This window comes from Azospirillum halopraeferens DSM 3675 (assembly GCF_000429625.1).
GTDB lineage: Bacteria > Pseudomonadota > Alphaproteobacteria > Azospirillales > Azospirillaceae > Azospirillum > Azospirillum halopraeferens.
This window is the reverse complement of record NZ_AUCF01000031.1, coordinates 12,339-26,557: the sequence shown is the minus strand read 5'-3', so window position 1 is coordinate 26,557 and position 14,219 is coordinate 12,339. Positions and strand designations below refer to the sequence as shown.

The 14,219-nt window shown below is 70.1% G+C and carries 13 protein-coding genes; 6 read left to right on the top strand and 7 right to left on the bottom strand.

The window, feature by feature from the left end; translation table 11 throughout:
* Positions 1–2 precede the first annotated feature (2 nt).
* The 6 genes from G472_RS0121005 to G472_RS0120980 all read right to left on the bottom strand — a co-directional run bounded on the left by G472_RS0121005 (position 3) and on the right by G472_RS0120980 (position 6,035).
* Positions 3–851 carry a DUF58 domain-containing protein gene (locus G472_RS0121005; RefSeq protein ID WP_029009947.1) on the bottom strand — a complete coding sequence of 283 codons (849 nt, stop codon included), beginning with the start codon at positions 849–851 and terminating at the stop codon, positions 3–5.
* Entirely contained in the window at positions 848–1,879 is a 1,032-nt protein-coding gene (locus G472_RS0121000; RefSeq protein ID WP_029009946.1) for an AAA family ATPase, read from the bottom strand. The genes G472_RS0121005 and G472_RS0121000 overlap by 4 nt, the downstream gene beginning before the upstream one ends.
* Before the next feature lie 222 nt (positions 1,880–2,101).
* Entirely contained in the window at positions 2,102–2,413 is a 312-nt protein-coding gene (locus G472_RS0120995) for a methanol dehydrogenase [cytochrome c] subunit (protein ID WP_029009945.1), read from the bottom strand.
* 44 nt (positions 2,414–2,457) lie between these two features.
* On the bottom strand, positions 2,458–3,039 hold the full coding sequence (moxG, locus tag G472_RS0120990) for a cytochrome c(L), periplasmic (protein ID WP_029009944.1): 582 nt from the start codon (positions 3,037–3,039) through the stop codon (positions 2,458–2,460).
* A 56-nt stretch (positions 3,040–3,095) separates the two neighbouring features.
* Entirely contained in the window at positions 3,096–3,965 is an 870-nt protein-coding gene (gene moxJ / locus G472_RS0120985) for a methanol oxidation system protein MoxJ (RefSeq protein ID WP_029009943.1), read from the bottom strand.
* Between the two features lie 183 nt (positions 3,966–4,148).
* Entirely contained in the window at positions 4,149–6,035 is a 1,887-nt protein-coding gene (locus G472_RS0120980) for a methanol/ethanol family PQQ-dependent dehydrogenase (RefSeq protein WP_029009942.1), read from the bottom strand.
* Positions 6,036–6,372: 337 nt separating this feature from the next.
* On the opposite strand from G472_RS0120980, the gene G472_RS0120975 reads away from it, so the two are divergent.
* The 4 genes from G472_RS0120975 to G472_RS34700 all read left to right on the top strand — a co-directional run bounded on the left by G472_RS0120975 (position 6,373) and on the right by G472_RS34700 (position 10,328).
* Entirely contained in the window at positions 6,373–6,918 is a 546-nt protein-coding gene (locus G472_RS0120975) for a hypothetical protein (RefSeq protein WP_051341103.1), read from the top strand.
* Positions 6,919–7,074: 156 nt separating this feature from the next.
* Positions 7,075–8,601, top strand: coding sequence for a sensor histidine kinase (locus G472_RS34705; protein WP_051341102.1), 1,527 nt, complete (start codon positions 7,075–7,077; stop codon positions 8,599–8,601).
* Positions 8,598–9,272 carry a response regulator gene (locus tag G472_RS0120965; RefSeq protein WP_029009940.1) on the top strand — a complete coding sequence of 225 codons (675 nt, stop codon included), beginning with the start codon at positions 8,598–8,600 and terminating at the stop codon, positions 9,270–9,272. Before G472_RS34705 ends, G472_RS0120965 begins: the two co-directional genes overlap by 4 nt.
* 144 nt (positions 9,273–9,416) lie before the next feature.
* The gene (locus G472_RS34700; protein WP_245593546.1) at positions 9,417–10,328 is read left to right on the top strand and encodes a DMT family transporter; all 912 of its coding nucleotides are present in this window, start codon (positions 9,417–9,419) and stop codon (positions 10,326–10,328) included.
* Between the two features lie 10 nt (positions 10,329–10,338).
* On the opposite strand, the gene G472_RS37470 is transcribed toward G472_RS34700, so the two are convergent.
* Positions 10,339–12,615: a sensor histidine kinase gene (locus G472_RS37470; RefSeq protein WP_051341101.1), complete on the bottom strand. Its 2,277-nt coding sequence runs from the start codon at positions 12,613–12,615 to the stop codon at positions 10,339–10,341.
* A 252-nt stretch (positions 12,616–12,867) separates the two neighbouring features.
* Here G472_RS37470 and G472_RS0120950 point away from each other — a divergent pair, with 252 nt between their 5' ends.
* Both G472_RS0120950 and G472_RS0120945 read left to right on the top strand, forming a co-directional pair.
* Positions 12,868–13,674 (top strand): enoyl-CoA hydratase, encoded by an 807-nt coding sequence (locus G472_RS0120950; RefSeq protein WP_029009939.1) that lies wholly within the window; start codon positions 12,868–12,870, stop codon positions 13,672–13,674.
* A 23-nt stretch (positions 13,675–13,697) separates the two neighbouring features.
* A complete protein-coding gene (locus G472_RS0120945) occupies positions 13,698–14,198 on the top strand; it encodes a CoA-binding protein (RefSeq protein ID WP_245593545.1) in 501 nt (166 codons plus the stop codon).
* Positions 14,199–14,219: the final 21 nt, after the last annotated feature.

The following is a 14,219-nucleotide window of genomic DNA, read 5'->3' as shown; positions in this document are numbered from 1 at the left end:
CCTCATCCCGCGAGCAGATGCCCGGCGAGGGCATCGCGGTCGAGGCCGTCGACGAGATGGAAGGGAGCGCGGCCGCGGGCGAGGAACAGACGGTCGAGCGCGCCGCGCCGCGCCGCGGCACGGCGGCTCCATTCGGCGCGCAGAGCCGGCCGCATGAGGGTCAGACGCCGGCGTCCGGTCTCCGCATCACGCAGCGTCACCAGGCCGAACGCCGGCAGGTCTTCGTCCTCGCCCCGGTCGTGCAGGACGACGGGCAGCACGTCATGGCGCCACAGCCCGTCCATCACGGCGACGATGCGCTCCATCGGCAACAGGAAATCGGAGATGAGCACGACCAGACAGCGTTGCGCCGGCAGCCGCCCGGCCACCAGCGCCAGGCCGTCGGTGCCGGCCCCGCGGGGCTGCGCCGTCATCAGCCGGTCGTACACCTCGGCTTCGACACCGCGGCGGTGGGTCGGCGGCAGGAACAGATCCTCGCGCACCGTGGAATCGCACCCGATCAGGCAGAACCGGTCACCCATCCGGCCGGCCGATGCGGCAAGCGTGGCGCACAGCTCGGACACCACGGCCATGCGGTCCACCCGGCCGGCGAACCCCATGGACCCGGACAGGTCGACCGCCGCCGCGACCGTAATGGCGGCACGCCGGCTGTACCGGCGCACCATGACCTCGCCCATCGGGTTGCGCGCGGTCTCCCGCACGTCGACGCGGCGCGGGTCGGGATGCCGCAGGAGCGGCACATGGCGGCGGAACGCGCCTTCGCCACCCTCCCCCGAGCCCGGATGGGCCCCCGCCCGTTCACCGGCGGGGCGCCAGCGCAGCCGGTACGGGATGGGCTCCGCCGCCATCATGGCGCCGCCACCCGGTCGAACGCCGCCCGGCACAGCGCATGGACCAGCGGGCCGCGCCGACGCTCGTAGACGGGATCGAGGAAGATGCGGTGGGCCATGACCTCCCGGAAGACGTCGCGCAGGTCCTCCGGCAGCACCATGTCGCGGCCTTCCAGCCAGGCCCGCACGCGGGCGGCGCGGACCAGGTAGGAGACGCCGCGCGGGCTGGCGCCGCCCATGACCAGGCGCTCCATGTCCACCCCGTCCAGCACGATTCCGTAGCGCTGCGGCTCGCGCACCGCCCCCCACAGGGCGGTGGTGTAGGTCTCCAGCGCCTCGCTGGCGCGCACCCCGATCTGGATGGCCGCCGCTGCCGCGGGCAGACCCGCCACGTCGAGCAGGCCATCGGGCACCATGGCGACGAGGCGGTCGCTGTCGTGGAAACGCGTGTCGAAGACCAGCCGGCGCCGCACTGCCTCATCGTCGGGCATCGGCACCTCGATCTCCATGAAGAAGCGGTCGCGCGCCGCCGCCGGCAGCTCGAACGTCTCCTCCTGCTCGACCCGGTTGCGGTCGGCGAACACCTGCAGATAGGGAAACCGGTATTCCCGGTTGAAGGCGGCGACGCTGCGCTCGGCCATCAGGCGCAGCAGCAGCGAATGAACCTGCGGCCGCGCCCGGTTGATCTCATTGAAGAAAAAGATGGAAAGGTCCTCGCCCCGGCGCAGCAGCGGTCCGGGGTCCACCCGCGGCCGGCCGTCCTCGGTCAGGTGGGCGTGGTAGACCAGGTCCGCCGGCATGAGGTCGATGGTCCCGTCGATGCGCTCGAACGCGCCGCCGATGGCCCGCGCCAGGGCCCGCAGCAGCGTGGTCTTGCCGACCCCGACATCGCCTTCCAGCAGGACGTGGCCGCGGGCGAACACGGCGATGGTCAGCAGACGGATCACCCTTTCCTGCCCGACGATGGCGGCGGCCACCTCGCGCTGGATCGCCGCGGCGCCGGCCAGCCAGTCGCTCAGGGTCGAATCGATGTCGGGAACCACGCGCATGGGCGGCCTCGTTGGCGTCCGGGACGGTCGATAGCGCGGCCGGGCGGTGTCGGACGCGCCCCTCCCCGCACCGGGGAGAGGGGCCGCCCGCCGCGGCCGGCGGTCTCATACGGTCGGCAATTGATCACTTCCATCAATTGCCGACCGTAAAACCCGGCAGATCAATGCCCCGGCATTGATCGATAGGGTGATACCGGCGGCATCCTTCAGATGCCGCCGGTATCACTGTTCGGGAATGCGCCGGACGTCGTAGATGAACTGTCCCGTCTTGCGGAAGTGCGCGACCCGCTTCTTGTTGCGCTCGTCCATCGCCGCGAGGGACTCCTGCTGCTTGTTGAGTTCCATGGGATCGTGCTTGGGGTCGTACTTGGTGCCGGCGATCTTGGCGGGGTAGCCCGGCTTCGGCTCCCAGCAGTTGCCCGGCGCCTTGCAGTTGGTGCCGTCGTAGGCGGCCGCGGGCGCGGCGGCAAAGGCAAGAACCATGGCCACTGCCGCGGCCGGGATCAGGTGGCCGGCGCGATCGAACGCGGTCATCGCGGTGCTCCTTTCTCGCTTCGGTTGAAATGGTCGATTGTTGATCATGGCTTCGCCGCGGCCCGGCAGGCCCCGTCGGCCGGCGCGGCGTGCGCTGCGTCCGCGACCTTGGCCGAATAGGGCTTGTAGGCGCGGCGCTGTTCCTCCGTCAGCCAATCCGCCGTGTCCGCCGGACCGGTGTAGAGATGGCGGACCCACGCCATGACGAGCAGCATCTCGTCGAGCGTCAGCGCCATGTATTGCGGCCCCATCTGGCCCTGGGCGCCGCCGTAGATGGTCTCGAACAGGCCCTTGTCCGAAGCGTTCTTCGGATAGGTCCAGTAGTCGTCATTCAGTCCGGGGCCGATCTTGCCTTCCCCCACATGCCCGTGGCAGCCCGAACAGGCGGACAGGTAGAGGTCGGCCCCGTCCGGCAGGCAGACCGGATCTTCGTTGTAGAGGTTGCGCCCGGTGTCGAGAAAGCGCTTCACGGCCTCCGTGTCCCGGCCCTCCGGCGGGGCATACTCCAGGTCCAGCACCTCGCCGGTCACGGTGTGGTTGAAGCTGAGGGTGGCCTGCGCCCCCCGGAGGCCCCAGATGCCGAGCGCGGCACCGAGGATGATGGTCACCGTCGTCAATCTGAACATTCTGCCGTACCGTTCCCTGCTGCCGGTGTCGCGGGTGAGAGAAGCCGTCCCCGCCGTCATTGGCCGACGCTGGGTTGCAGGACCGGAATGCCCTCGTCGCGCAGGATGGCGACGATGCGCGGCGCGGCCGCCACCAGGGCGGCGTCCAGCTCGCGGCGCAGCGCCTCGTCGTCCTTGCGCACGCCCATGGACTGGTCGAACTGCTGCGGCACGAGCTTGCCGCTGGCGGTGACGCCGTTGCGGTCGATCATGGTCATGGTCAGCGGCGTGGTGGACGCCTTCACGTAGCGCGCCACGTCGGGTGCGAAGGCCACGGCCGCGTCCGCCTCGCCGCCGGCCACCGCGGAGACCAGGACGTTGCCCGGGACCTGGGTGTACTGGTTGCGCCGGTCGGAGAAGTTGATCAGCGAGTACTGATAGATCAGGTTGTCCTCATAGAGGCCCGTCTGCTTCAGCATCTCCTCGGCCGGCGAATGGAACTGGTAGGCCACTCGCTTCACCTTGAGGAGATCGTCGTCCGACCAACTGGACAGCGTCAGGCCGCGGTCGGCGCGGGTGATGAAGGCGTAGCCGGTGCGGTAATAGGGGGCGGTGGTGAGCATCCGGGGGTCGCCGTCGTCGACGCCGACGAGGACGTCGCAGGCCCCCTTGTCGAGCATGTCGCGCACCAGGAAGATCGCGGGCTGGTCGGTCCAGACGAACTCCGCCTTGCGGCCCATGGCTTCGGCGACCACGGCGGCGATCCGGTTCTCGAATCCGGTGCCGTCGGTCAGCGTGTAGGGTGCCCCCTTGGTCGAGGCGCACACCCTGAGCACGGGCGCGGACGGATCGGCGGCGGCGGCGGTGCCCGTCAGGGCGATGGCGACGAACGCGGCGGCGATCGCACCCGCCGACAACGAACGCAATGGGGAGGGATCGAGCGGCATCGTCGAAAGCACTCCTCTGTCTGGTGATCGGTGCAATGGGTTCCGGGAACGGCTGCGGCACGGTGCCGGCGGTGGTGCGGGATGCGGCCCCCACGCCTCTGCGGGAGGATCAAGGTGGGGGCCGCCCGCCCCGTCCCCCCGCACCTCGTCATCACGGTGCGGGGGAGCGGAAGACCGCCGGCGTCAGCCGCCGTATTCGCCGAGGTTCACGTCGTCGTACGGGCTCTTGCCGTCGATCGAGAACACCATCACACCGCCGCTCATCTGCGTGTAGTGCTGCAGGTTCTTGAAGGCACCCACCGCACCGAGGCCGGCGGTCGGGTCCTGCAGGTCGAACACCAGGCCCACACCCGGCCAGCCGCCGACGCCGTACATGATCGCCACGTACTGGACGCCGTTGTGCTCGTAGGTCATGGGGTTGCCGATCACGCCGGACGGCAGCTTGAACTTCCACAGGAGTTCGCCGGTGTCGCTGTGACGCGCCTTGATGAAGCCGTCGAGCGTGCCGTAGAAGACCAGGTTGCCGGCCGTCGCCATGGTGCCGCCCCACACGGCGAAGCGCTCCATCTTGTCCCACTTGAACTCGCCGGTGATGGCGTCGTAGGCCTTGATCTGGCCCAGGCCCTCGTAGCCCTGGCGGTCGCCCTTGGGACCGGGGAACATGTTCAGCGTGGCGCCCACGAAGAACTGGCCGGCGCGGTAGGGCAGCATGAACGGTTCCCAGTCCATGCAGATGTGGTTGATCCCCATGAAGAACAGCCGGCGCTCGGGATCGTAGGAGTCGTGCCCCTGGTTGTGATAGCCCATGGCCGAGGGGCAGATGTCGCGCGCCGTGTGGTCCATGCGCGTGGCGTACTCGGGGTCGCGCACCGGCAGGCCGGTCTTCAGGTCGACGTGGGTGAAGACGTTCACCGTGTCATCGATCTTATCGGCGGAGACCAGTTCGCCGGTCACCCGGTCCAGGGTGTAGACGATGCCGTTGCGGTCGGGATGCGTCAGCAGCTTGCGCATCTTGCCGGTCTTGTCCGGCTGCTCGCTGAGCATCATGACGTTGACGCCGGCGTAATCCCATTCGTCGTGCGGTGTCTTCTGGTAGCCGAACTTGGCCTCGCCGGTGTCGGCGTCGCGGGCGAAGATGGTCATCGTCCACTTGTTGTCGCCGGGCCGCATGGTTTCGTTCCACGGCGCCGGGTTGCCGGTGCCGTAGTAGATCATGTTGGTGCCGGGATCATAGGCGTACCAGCCCCAGTTGGTGCCGCCGCCGATCTTCCACGCGTCCCCTTCCCAGGTGTCGAGGCCCAGCCCCTTCTGGCCGTAGTGCGGGTTGGTGGCGTTGAAGTCCGCGCCGATGAGCATGGATTCGTCGGAGCCGGTGGCGAAGGCCCGCCACTTCATCTCGCCGGTCCGGACGTCGTAGGCGGTGACGTAGCCGCGCACGCCCAGTTCCGCGCCCGACGACCCGACGATGACGAGGTCCTTGACCACGTACGGGGCGATCGTCAGCGTCGAACCGACGGCGATGTCGGAGTTCTCGAGCTTCCAGTACTCCTCGCCGGTGTTGGCGTTGAGCGCCACCACGTGCCCGTCGAGCTGGGTCTTGAGGATCAGCGGCGGCACGTCGCCCTCCCCCGGCCAGTAGGCGAGGCCGCGGTTGACCACGTCGCAGCAGGCGACGGAGCGGGCCACCGGGTTCTGCTTGGGCTTGTGGTGCCACAGGATGCGCGTGGGATCGTTCAGATCGAGGGCGAAGGTGGAGTTGGGAAAGGCACCGTGAACATACATCTTGCCGTCGACCACCAGGGGTGCCCCCTCGTGACCGTGCAGGACGCCGGTCGAGAACGACCACGCCGCCTGCAGGTTCCTGACGTTGTCGGCGTTGATCTGGGTGAGTCGGCTGTAGTTGTCGGAGTCGTAATTCCTCCCCGGCATGACCCAGTTGCGCTCGTCCTTCGCCAGTTCGACCAGCTTGTCGTTGGCAAGGACCGGCGCGACGACGGCAAACTGCCCTCCCGCGACCAGGGCCGCCGACATGGTCATGGCGGGCAGTGACGCCTTCAGGAAGCGTTTCATGAACGTAACCTCCCTCAATTCTTCGGCTGGGTGACGGGCACCCGGTTCATCGGCCACCTCGGTCCGCGGCCACGATCGTCCGGCGATCCACCCCCATCGGACGGCGGCGGCGATCCCTTGCGGCTCCCCCGGCAGCGCTTGAAGTGTCCCATCGACCGGCGCCGCTGTCTTGAGGAGGTCTGGCAAAACCGACCGGGAAGCTTTGGCAATAACGCGCACCACGCCGCGGCAACGGTCTCCGCCCCCTTGCCGCGGGCCACCCGCGGCGCGCATAGCTGTGGGTGCGGCCACCGACTCCCGGCGGGAGCGGCCACCGTTTGCCGAACCGGAGGCACCCATGCCCGGCACCCCGCACCACCCCCGATCCTGCCGCCCGCGCCGGCTGCCGGGCTTCGCCATGGCCGCGGCCCTGTCCCTGCTGGTCACCGCGTGCGACGAGCGGTCCGACAGCGGCACCGCCGCCGAGGTGGCGCCGCAGAGGCCGGCGGCGGCGCTGGCCGGCAAGCGCTGGCTCGATCCCGGCGACCGCACCCTGCCGGAACAGTGGATGGCCAGCCGCCTGGCCGGTGTCGACCGGCCGCCCGACGATCCCGCGGTCGGCCGCCTGCACGATCTCCTCGTCCGGGCGGATCGCGCCTACGACGAAACGCCGAGGATGATCGCCAATCGCGCCTTCCAATTGCAGGAGATGCTGGCCGAAAAGGGCATTGCGGAAAGCGCCGACTCGGTCGTGGAGGGGCTGCTGTCGGTCGCCGGCGGGGACGGGATCACCCACGGGTTCGGCGAGGCCGGCCAGCACTACGTCACCCTTCGCGCCACCGGGCTCGACCGCGACACCGCCCTGGCGGCGTTGAGGCGGGCAGCCGGCGACGGACGGCCCTGAGAACAGGGCCGAACATATTCGGCCCAAAGAACAATTGTCCTACGAACGATCATTCAGCCACAGTTGGGCAACCCAACGGTTCGACGGCGCGCATCGGCGTGCCGGCGCCCCGGGGGTCATGGCGGAAATGCCGGCCGACGACGGGAGGCTGAGTGAATGGCAGAAGTCGGGGTCACCCATGGTCCGGACGCGCCGTTGCACCATCTTCGCTCCGGCGAAGACGGGGGCGCCAAGCCCGGTCCCGGGGCGCGGCTGAGCCGGCTGTGGCACCAGCGTTCGATGCGCGCGCAGATTCTGGCGACCTTCGTGCTCATCAACGTGGTCGCGTGCATCACGGCGTCGGTGCTGGTCGTCTACAACGCACGGCGCGCCGCCCTGATCGAGATCGACGCCTCCATCGAAATGGCAGAGCGCTTCGTCCGGGCGACGATCGAACGCCTGGAAAAGGCGAATCCCGGGGGCGTGCGTCCGGACGAGCTGCCGCTGCACATCAGCCATCAGCGCCATGTCCGTATCCTGATCACCGCTGCCGACGGACAGCCGATCTGGCTGGCGGATGACGCCGCGGCGGTGCCGGAGGAGGACGCCGCACCGCGCTGGTTCGCGGACCTGGTCGGCGCCGGCGTCGAGGACCTTGCCCGCACCGTCCCGGTCCGTTCCGCCGGAAGAACGATCGCCACCGTCACCGTGGCCGGAGAGGCGGCGGACGAGATCGCCGAGGTCTGGCAGGACATGTCCGACCTGGGCTTGCTGGCCCTGCTGGTCAACCTGGCGGTGATCGCCGTCCTGCACGTCGCCCTGGGCCGGCTGCTCCATCCCCTGGGCGGGCTGGCGGCCGGCTTCCGGGAGCTGGAGCAGGGCCGCTTCCGCCACCGGCTGGAGCGGCCGGAAACCCGCGAACTGGCCGATCTCGTCGATCGCTTCAACGCGCTCGCCCGGTCGCTGGCCGGCGCGCGGGCCGACAACGCCCGCCTGAGCCGGCGCCTGGTCGCCGTACAGGACGACGAACGCCGACGGATCGCCGCCGAACTGCACGACGAACTCGGGCCCTGCCTGTTCGGCCTGAAGGCCAACGTGGCGTCCCTGTCCCGGCTGGCCGGAAAGCTGCCGGATGAGATCGGGGGGCCGCTGCGCGAACGCGCCGACACCCTGATGGAGATCGGCGAGCGCATCCAAACCGCCAACCGCCGCCTGCTGACCACGGTGCGACCGATGGCCCTGGGCCATGTCCCCCTCGCCGAGGCGCTGGTCGGCCTGATCGCCGAGTTCGAGCGGCACGCCCCGGACTGCGCCTTCCGGTTCGACGGCGGGGCCATCGCCGCGAGCTATGGCGACAGCGTCGATCTCACCATCTACCGCTGCATCCAGGAAGGGGTGACCAACGCGGTCCGCCACGCCGGTGCCCGTCGGATCGCCGTCACCGTCCGGCAAACGGGCACCCCGGAAACGGAAGGCCCGGGTGCGGTGCGATTGACGGTGGAGGACGATGGCCGGGGACCTCCCCCGGACGGCGCGGCCGGACTGGGTCTGACGGCCATGCGGGAGCGCGTCCTGGCGCTTGGCGGCACCGTCTCACTGACCGCACGGCCCGACGGCGGCACCCGGCTCCTCGTCCGGATTCCCCTCCATGACGCGGACCGGACACCACCCATGCCGCCGGTGAGCGAGGAACCCAAGCCATGACGCGCGTGCTTCTCATCGACGATCACCCCATGGTGCTCCAGGGATGCCGGCGGGTGTTGCTGGACGCCGACGTGGACGATGTGCTGGAGGCCAGCAACGCCGTAGCAGGATACCGGCTGTACCGGCGTCACCGCCCGGAGATGGCGATCATCGACCTGGCGCTGCAGGGCAACGGCCTGGCCGGCCTGAGCTTGATCCACCGCATACGCCTGCACGACAGCCGCACGCCCATCCTGGTGTTCAGCATGCACGGGGACGCCGTCATCGTCAGCCGGGCCCTGGAGGCCGGTGCCAACGGATACCTGCTCAAGGACACCGCGCCGGAGGATTTCCTCGCCGCGGTTCATGCGGTCCGCCGCGGCCGCCCCTACCTCAGCCACCAGCTTGCCGTGCAGGTGGCCATGCTGGGCTCGCGCAGCCGGGAAAGCTCGCTGGGCACGGTGACCCCACGCGAGTTGCAGACGCTGGCCCTGATCGCGGATGGCAAGTCCTACGGCCAGATCGCCGACGAACTGGGGGTCAGCTACAAGACGGTTGCCAACACCTGTTCCCAGTTGAAGGTGAAGCTGGGAGCCCACAACCTGCCTGAATTGATCCGTATGTCGATCGAATTTCTGTCATCGTCGCCCAACCGTTCGCGCCAGCCGACGTTCGCCGCACGCGCCGTTTGATCAGGGGCGCGTACGGCGGACCGTCACCGCGTCGGCAATCCCGGTGTATGCCGACGAACAACCCAGCCATCCATCCGCGCGGGTTGTCGGCCCGACTGCCATACCAGTACGGTGAGCAGCCGACACCATCAGGATGCCGACATCGTGGATTCCCTGGAGAGAGTGGCCGCGCCGGCCGAGACGGCGCGCGCGGCGACGCGGGCGGGCATCGCCTGGATGGTCGCGACCACCTTCCTGTTCGTCAGCCAGGATGCCATCACCCGCATGCTGGTCCAGTCCTATCCGGTGCCCGAGGTCGCCTGGGCCCGCTTCTCCGTGCACCTGGCGCTGGCGGCGGTGCTGGTGGGCTGGCAGTCGCCGCGGCTGATGGTGTCGCGCCGGCCGGGGTTGCAGCTCGTGCGTTCGTTGCTGCTGCTCACCATCACCCTTCTGGCCACGACGGCGCTGGGCATCCTGCCCTTCGTGGACGTCACCGCCATCCTCAACGCCACGCCGGTGCTGATCACCGTTCTGTCGATCCCGCTGCTGGGGGAACGGGTGGGATGGCGGCGCTGGCTGGCCGTGCTGGTGGGGTTCGCCGGGGCCATGATGATCATCGGGCCGGCCTCCGGCATGTTCCAGTGGACCGTCCTGCTGCCGTTGGGTGCGGCGCTGGCCAACGCGCTCTACCAGATCGTGACGCGGATGCTGAAGACCAGCGACCCGACGCTGACCACCTTCTTCTACACCAGCATCGTGGGCACGGTGCTGTGCTCGCTGGCGCTGCCCTTCGTCTGGGTGACACCGGACGCGACCGGGGCCGCGCTGATGGTGCTGCTGGGGGTGCTGGGTGCGGGCAGCCACTATTGCATGATCCGCGCCTACACCGCGGCGCCGGCAGGGGTGGTGGCGCCCTTCGGCTACACCACGCTGGTGTGGGCCACCCTGTGGAGCCTGGTCATCTTCGCCGAGGTGCCGGGCCTGCTGACGCTGGCCGGGGCCGCGGTGATCGTCGCCAGCGGCGTCTACATCCTCTATCGCGAGCAGGCGCGCGCACGGTCCGGCCGGCGGGAGTGACGGCCGCGCCCTACGCTCCCGCTGCCGCCCCGGCCTCGGGCGCGCCGGCACGGCAGCGTCCCGGCGGGAACGCCAGCGTGACCGTCGTGCCCGTTCCCGGCGCACTGGTGAGGGCGATGGTGCCGCCGTGCGCCTCGATCAGTGCCCTGGTGATGGTCAGCCCCAGGCCGACACCGCCGGCACACCGGGTGTCGGCGTTGCCGGCCTGGCCGAAGGGCTCCCAGATGCGCTCCATGTCCTCCGGCGGGATTCCGGGGCCGGTGTCGCGGACGGCGAAGGTCATCCCGCCGTCGGCCGCCCGGCGGACGGCAAGGTGGACGGTGTCGCCGCGGCGGCTGAACTTGATGCCGTTGTAGGCCAGGTTCACCAGCATCTGGATGACGCGCCGGGCGTCGCACAGCAGCAGCGGCAGCTCGGCGTCGACGGCGACGTCCAGGTTCACGCCGGCCTCCGCCGCACGGTTGGCCAGGATCTGGCCGGCGCGCGCCATCAGGTCGGCGACGACGGCCGGCTCCTCGTTCAGTTCCAGCACGCCCAGTTCGATGCGGGAGATCTCCAGGATGTCGTCGATGATCTCCAGCAGATGGCGGCCGGACGCATGGATGGCGTCCACGTACCCCTGGTAGCGGGGCGAGCCGACCGGGCCGAACATTCCCGCCTGCATGATCTCCGAATAGCCGAGGATGGCGTTGAGGGGGGTGCGCAGCTCGTGGCTCATCACCGCGAGGAACTGGGTCTTGGAGCGGTTGGCGGCCTCGGCCTCGCGCTTGGCCTCGCGCAGCGCCGCCTCGGTTTCCTTCAGGTGGGTGACGTCGCGGCCCTCGGGCACGATCAGCACCACGGACCCGGTGTCGTCGAGGATCGGCCGCAGGGAGAAATCCACGTGCACCAGCCGCCCCGACCGGGCGCGGTGGGTCGTCTCGAAGCGGATCAGCTCCCCCGCCGCCGCCCGGATGATGCCGTCGCGCAGCCGCTCGCGGTCGGTCTCGGAATGGGACCACCATGGCGTGTCCCAGAACCGCTGGCCGAGCACGTCCGCCTCCGTCGCGCCGACCAGGCGCAGGGCGGTCTGGTTCGCCTCGATGATGCGCCCGTCGGGCGTCAGCAGGCCGATGAATCCGACCATGTGGTCGAAGATCGCGCCAAAACGCCGCTCCCGCTCGCGCAGCGCCAGGGTCGCCGCCCGTTGGCCGGTGACGTCCAGCAGCACCCCTTCCATGCGTCCGGGCCCGCTGCGCCAGGCGCGGATCGTCACCCACCGCTCCGCCGCCCCGGCGTCGGTCGCCAGACGCACCGTGGTGGTCGGCTGCGCCGGCTCCGCGGGAACGGCCGCCACCCAGGCGGCCAGGGCCGCCGCGTCATCGGCGTGGACGAGGTCGAGCAGCCCGACGCCCGGCACATCCTGCGGGTCGCGGTCGAGAACCCGCCCGGCGTTGGACGTCGCGTATTCGATGGGGCATCGCCCTTCGACCCGCCAGGCCAGACCGGCCACCGGGCTGCGATCGACCATGGCGGCCAGGCGCAGGCGCTCCTCCTCCGCCAGGCGGCGCTGCGTGGTGTCGCGTCCCACCGCCTGGATCGCCGCCAGCCGGCCGGAGCCGTCGAACAGCGCCATCCAGCGCCACGCCACCCAGCGTACGGTGCCGTCCGGGTGCGGCAACGCCTCCTCCACGGCCGCCACCGGCGCGTCGGGCGTCGCTTCGGCCACGAACCGGCGAACCGCGTCGACCACCGGGCCCGGCAGGTGGACGGCCAGATCGCGGCCGATCATCTGCGGCGGCGTGAGCGCGTTCAGATCGGCAAACGCCCGGTTGACCAGCGTGATCGCCAGGTCGGGCGTGCAGCGGCAGATCAGCTCCGACAGATCGTCGACGGCCCGGCGGAACTTTTCGCGGCTGCCATGGATCAGGCAAGCCGGACAACCCTCGGGCACCGCATCGGACAGCACCAGCAGCCACCCGCCGCCGCCCGATTCCGACACCGCATAGATGACGTCGTGCAGCGTGCCGTCCGTCCGCTCCAGGATGGCCACGCCGCGGCCGGTGACGTCGGCCGACCACGGCCGCCCGCCCGGCCCGCCCACCGCCTTCAGCCGGTCGAAGGGCCGTCCGGCGAGCGCCGGAAGAGGGGTGCCGACCAGATCGCAAAAGGCCGCGTTGGCGTCGACCACGCATCCGTCCGCCGCCAGGACGCAGGTCGCGGCGGGATTCGCCCTGAACACGGCGCGCCAGTCGATCGCCCCGGCCGCAGCGTCCATCCCTTCCACCGCCACCTCCCACCCGTTCACGCCGAATCCCCGCTCAGTGTGCGGGCAATCCACGGGCCGGCGCAACAGTCGGAACAGGCTATCACGGCACGGTGAGTGTTCATTGCCGAAGGGCCGTCAGATCCGGTCGATGCGCCTCTTTCACATTATGCATTTGTTGTATCCGGGTGCGGCGGTGCAGCCCCCTTGCACTTTGCCGCGGCATGCCGTCAGATGCCGTCACCCGGGCGGGGACGCCGACGCCCCGACCACGCCACAAGGGGGAGACCGTCCATGAGCGCACCCGGCCCGTCCGCCGCAGCGCAGGCCCCGCCGGTCCGGCGGGAAGACCGCGACGGTGTGGCCACGCTGACCCTCGACCGGCCGGCGGCGCGCAACGCCCTGTCGCTGGCCACCATGCGCGCGCTGACCGCGGAACTGGAGGCCGTATCGGCCGATCCGGCGGTGCGGGTGGTGGTGGTGGCCGGCGCCGGCCCGGCGTTCTGCGCCGGCCATGATCTGAAGGAGATGCGCGCCAACGCCGGCGAAGCCTTCTTCGCCGAGACGTTCCGCACCTGCGCCACCCTGATGCTGACGATCCGGCGCATCCGCCAGCCGGTGATCGCCCGCGTCCACGCCATGGCGACCGCCGCCGGTTGCCAGCTCGTCGCCACCTGCGACCTCGCCTACGCCGCCGAGGGCGCGCGATTCGCCACGCCGGGCGTGAACATCGGCCTGTTCTGCTCCACCCCCATGGTGGCGCTGTCCCGCGCGGTCGGCCGCAAGGCGGCCATGGAGATGCTGCTGACCGGCGACGCCATCGACGCCGCCGAAGCCGTGCGCATCGGCCTGGTCAACCGGGTGGTGCCGGCGGACCGGCTGGACGAGACGGTGTACGGTGTGGCCGCGCGCATCGCCGCCAAGTCGCCGCTGACCCTGGCCATCGGCAAGGAGGCGTTCGACCGCCAGATCGAATTGCCGATCGAGGACGCGTACACCTACGCGTCCGAGGTGATGACCCGCAACATGCTGGCCCGCGACGCCGAGGAGGGCATCGACGCCTTCCTCGACAAGCGTACGCCCGTGTGGTGCGGGCGGTGACCGGGCCGCAGAGGACAGACAGCGTGACTCACGACACATACACCGACGCGTTCATCCGCGACGTTCTCGGGCGGGTCCGCAGCATCGCCCTGGTGGGCGCCAGCGACGACCCCGTACGCGCCTCCTACTTCGTGCTGAAGTACCTGATGGACAAGGGCTACCGCATGATCCCGGTAAACCCGAAGCTGGCCGGCGGGACGATCCTCGGCCAGAGGGTGTACGCCTCGCTGGCCGATCTGCCGGAGGCCCCGGACATGGTGGACATCTTCCGCAACGCCAAAGCCGCCGGCGGCATCGTCGACGAGGCCATCGCGGCCGGTGCCCGCGTGGTGTGGATGCAGCTCGGTGTGCGCAACGACGAGGCGGCCGCGCGCGCCGAGGCCGCCGGCCTGACCGCCGTCATGAACCGCTGCCCCAAGATCGAGTACCAGCGCCTGTTCGGGGAGATCGGCCGCATCGGCATCAACTCCAACGTCCTGTTCGGCGCCCGGCGTCCGACCAAGACCTTCAAAAAGCTGATCTGAACCAAAGAAACGGACCAGAGG

Bases quoted from the DNA above. Each gene is read 5' to 3' on its own strand.
- G472_RS0121005 (WP_029009947.1), bottom strand. From the start codon at position 851: ATGATGGCGGCGGAGCCCATCCCGTACCGGCTGCGCTGGCGCCCCGCC.
- G472_RS0120995 (WP_029009945.1), bottom strand. From the start codon at position 2,413: ATGACCGCGTTCGATCGCGCCGGCCACCTGATCCCGGCCGCGGCAGTG.
- moxJ (WP_029009943.1), bottom strand. From the start codon at position 3,965: ATGCCGCTCGATCCCTCCCCATTGCGTTCGTTGTCGGCGGGTGCGATC.
- G472_RS0120950 (WP_029009939.1), top strand. From the start codon at position 12,868: ATGAGCGCACCCGGCCCGTCCGCCGCAGCGCAGGCCCCGCCGGTCCGG.
- G472_RS0120965 (WP_029009940.1), top strand. From the start codon at position 8,598: ATGACGCGCGTGCTTCTCATCGACGATCACCCCATGGTGCTCCAGGGA.
- G472_RS0120980 (WP_029009942.1), bottom strand. From the start codon at position 6,035: ATGAAACGCTTCCTGAAGGCGTCACTGCCCGCCATGACCATGTCGGCG.
- G472_RS0120975 (WP_051341103.1), top strand. From the start codon at position 6,373: ATGCCCGGCACCCCGCACCACCCCCGATCCTGCCGCCCGCGCCGGCTG.
- moxG (WP_029009944.1), bottom strand. From the start codon at position 3,039: ATGTTCAGATTGACGACGGTGACCATCATCCTCGGTGCCGCGCTCGGC.
- G472_RS34705 (WP_051341102.1), top strand. From the start codon at position 7,075: ATGGCAGAAGTCGGGGTCACCCATGGTCCGGACGCGCCGTTGCACCAT.
- G472_RS0121000 (WP_029009946.1), bottom strand. From the start codon at position 1,879: ATGCGCGTGGTTCCCGACATCGATTCGACCCTGAGCGACTGGCTGGCC.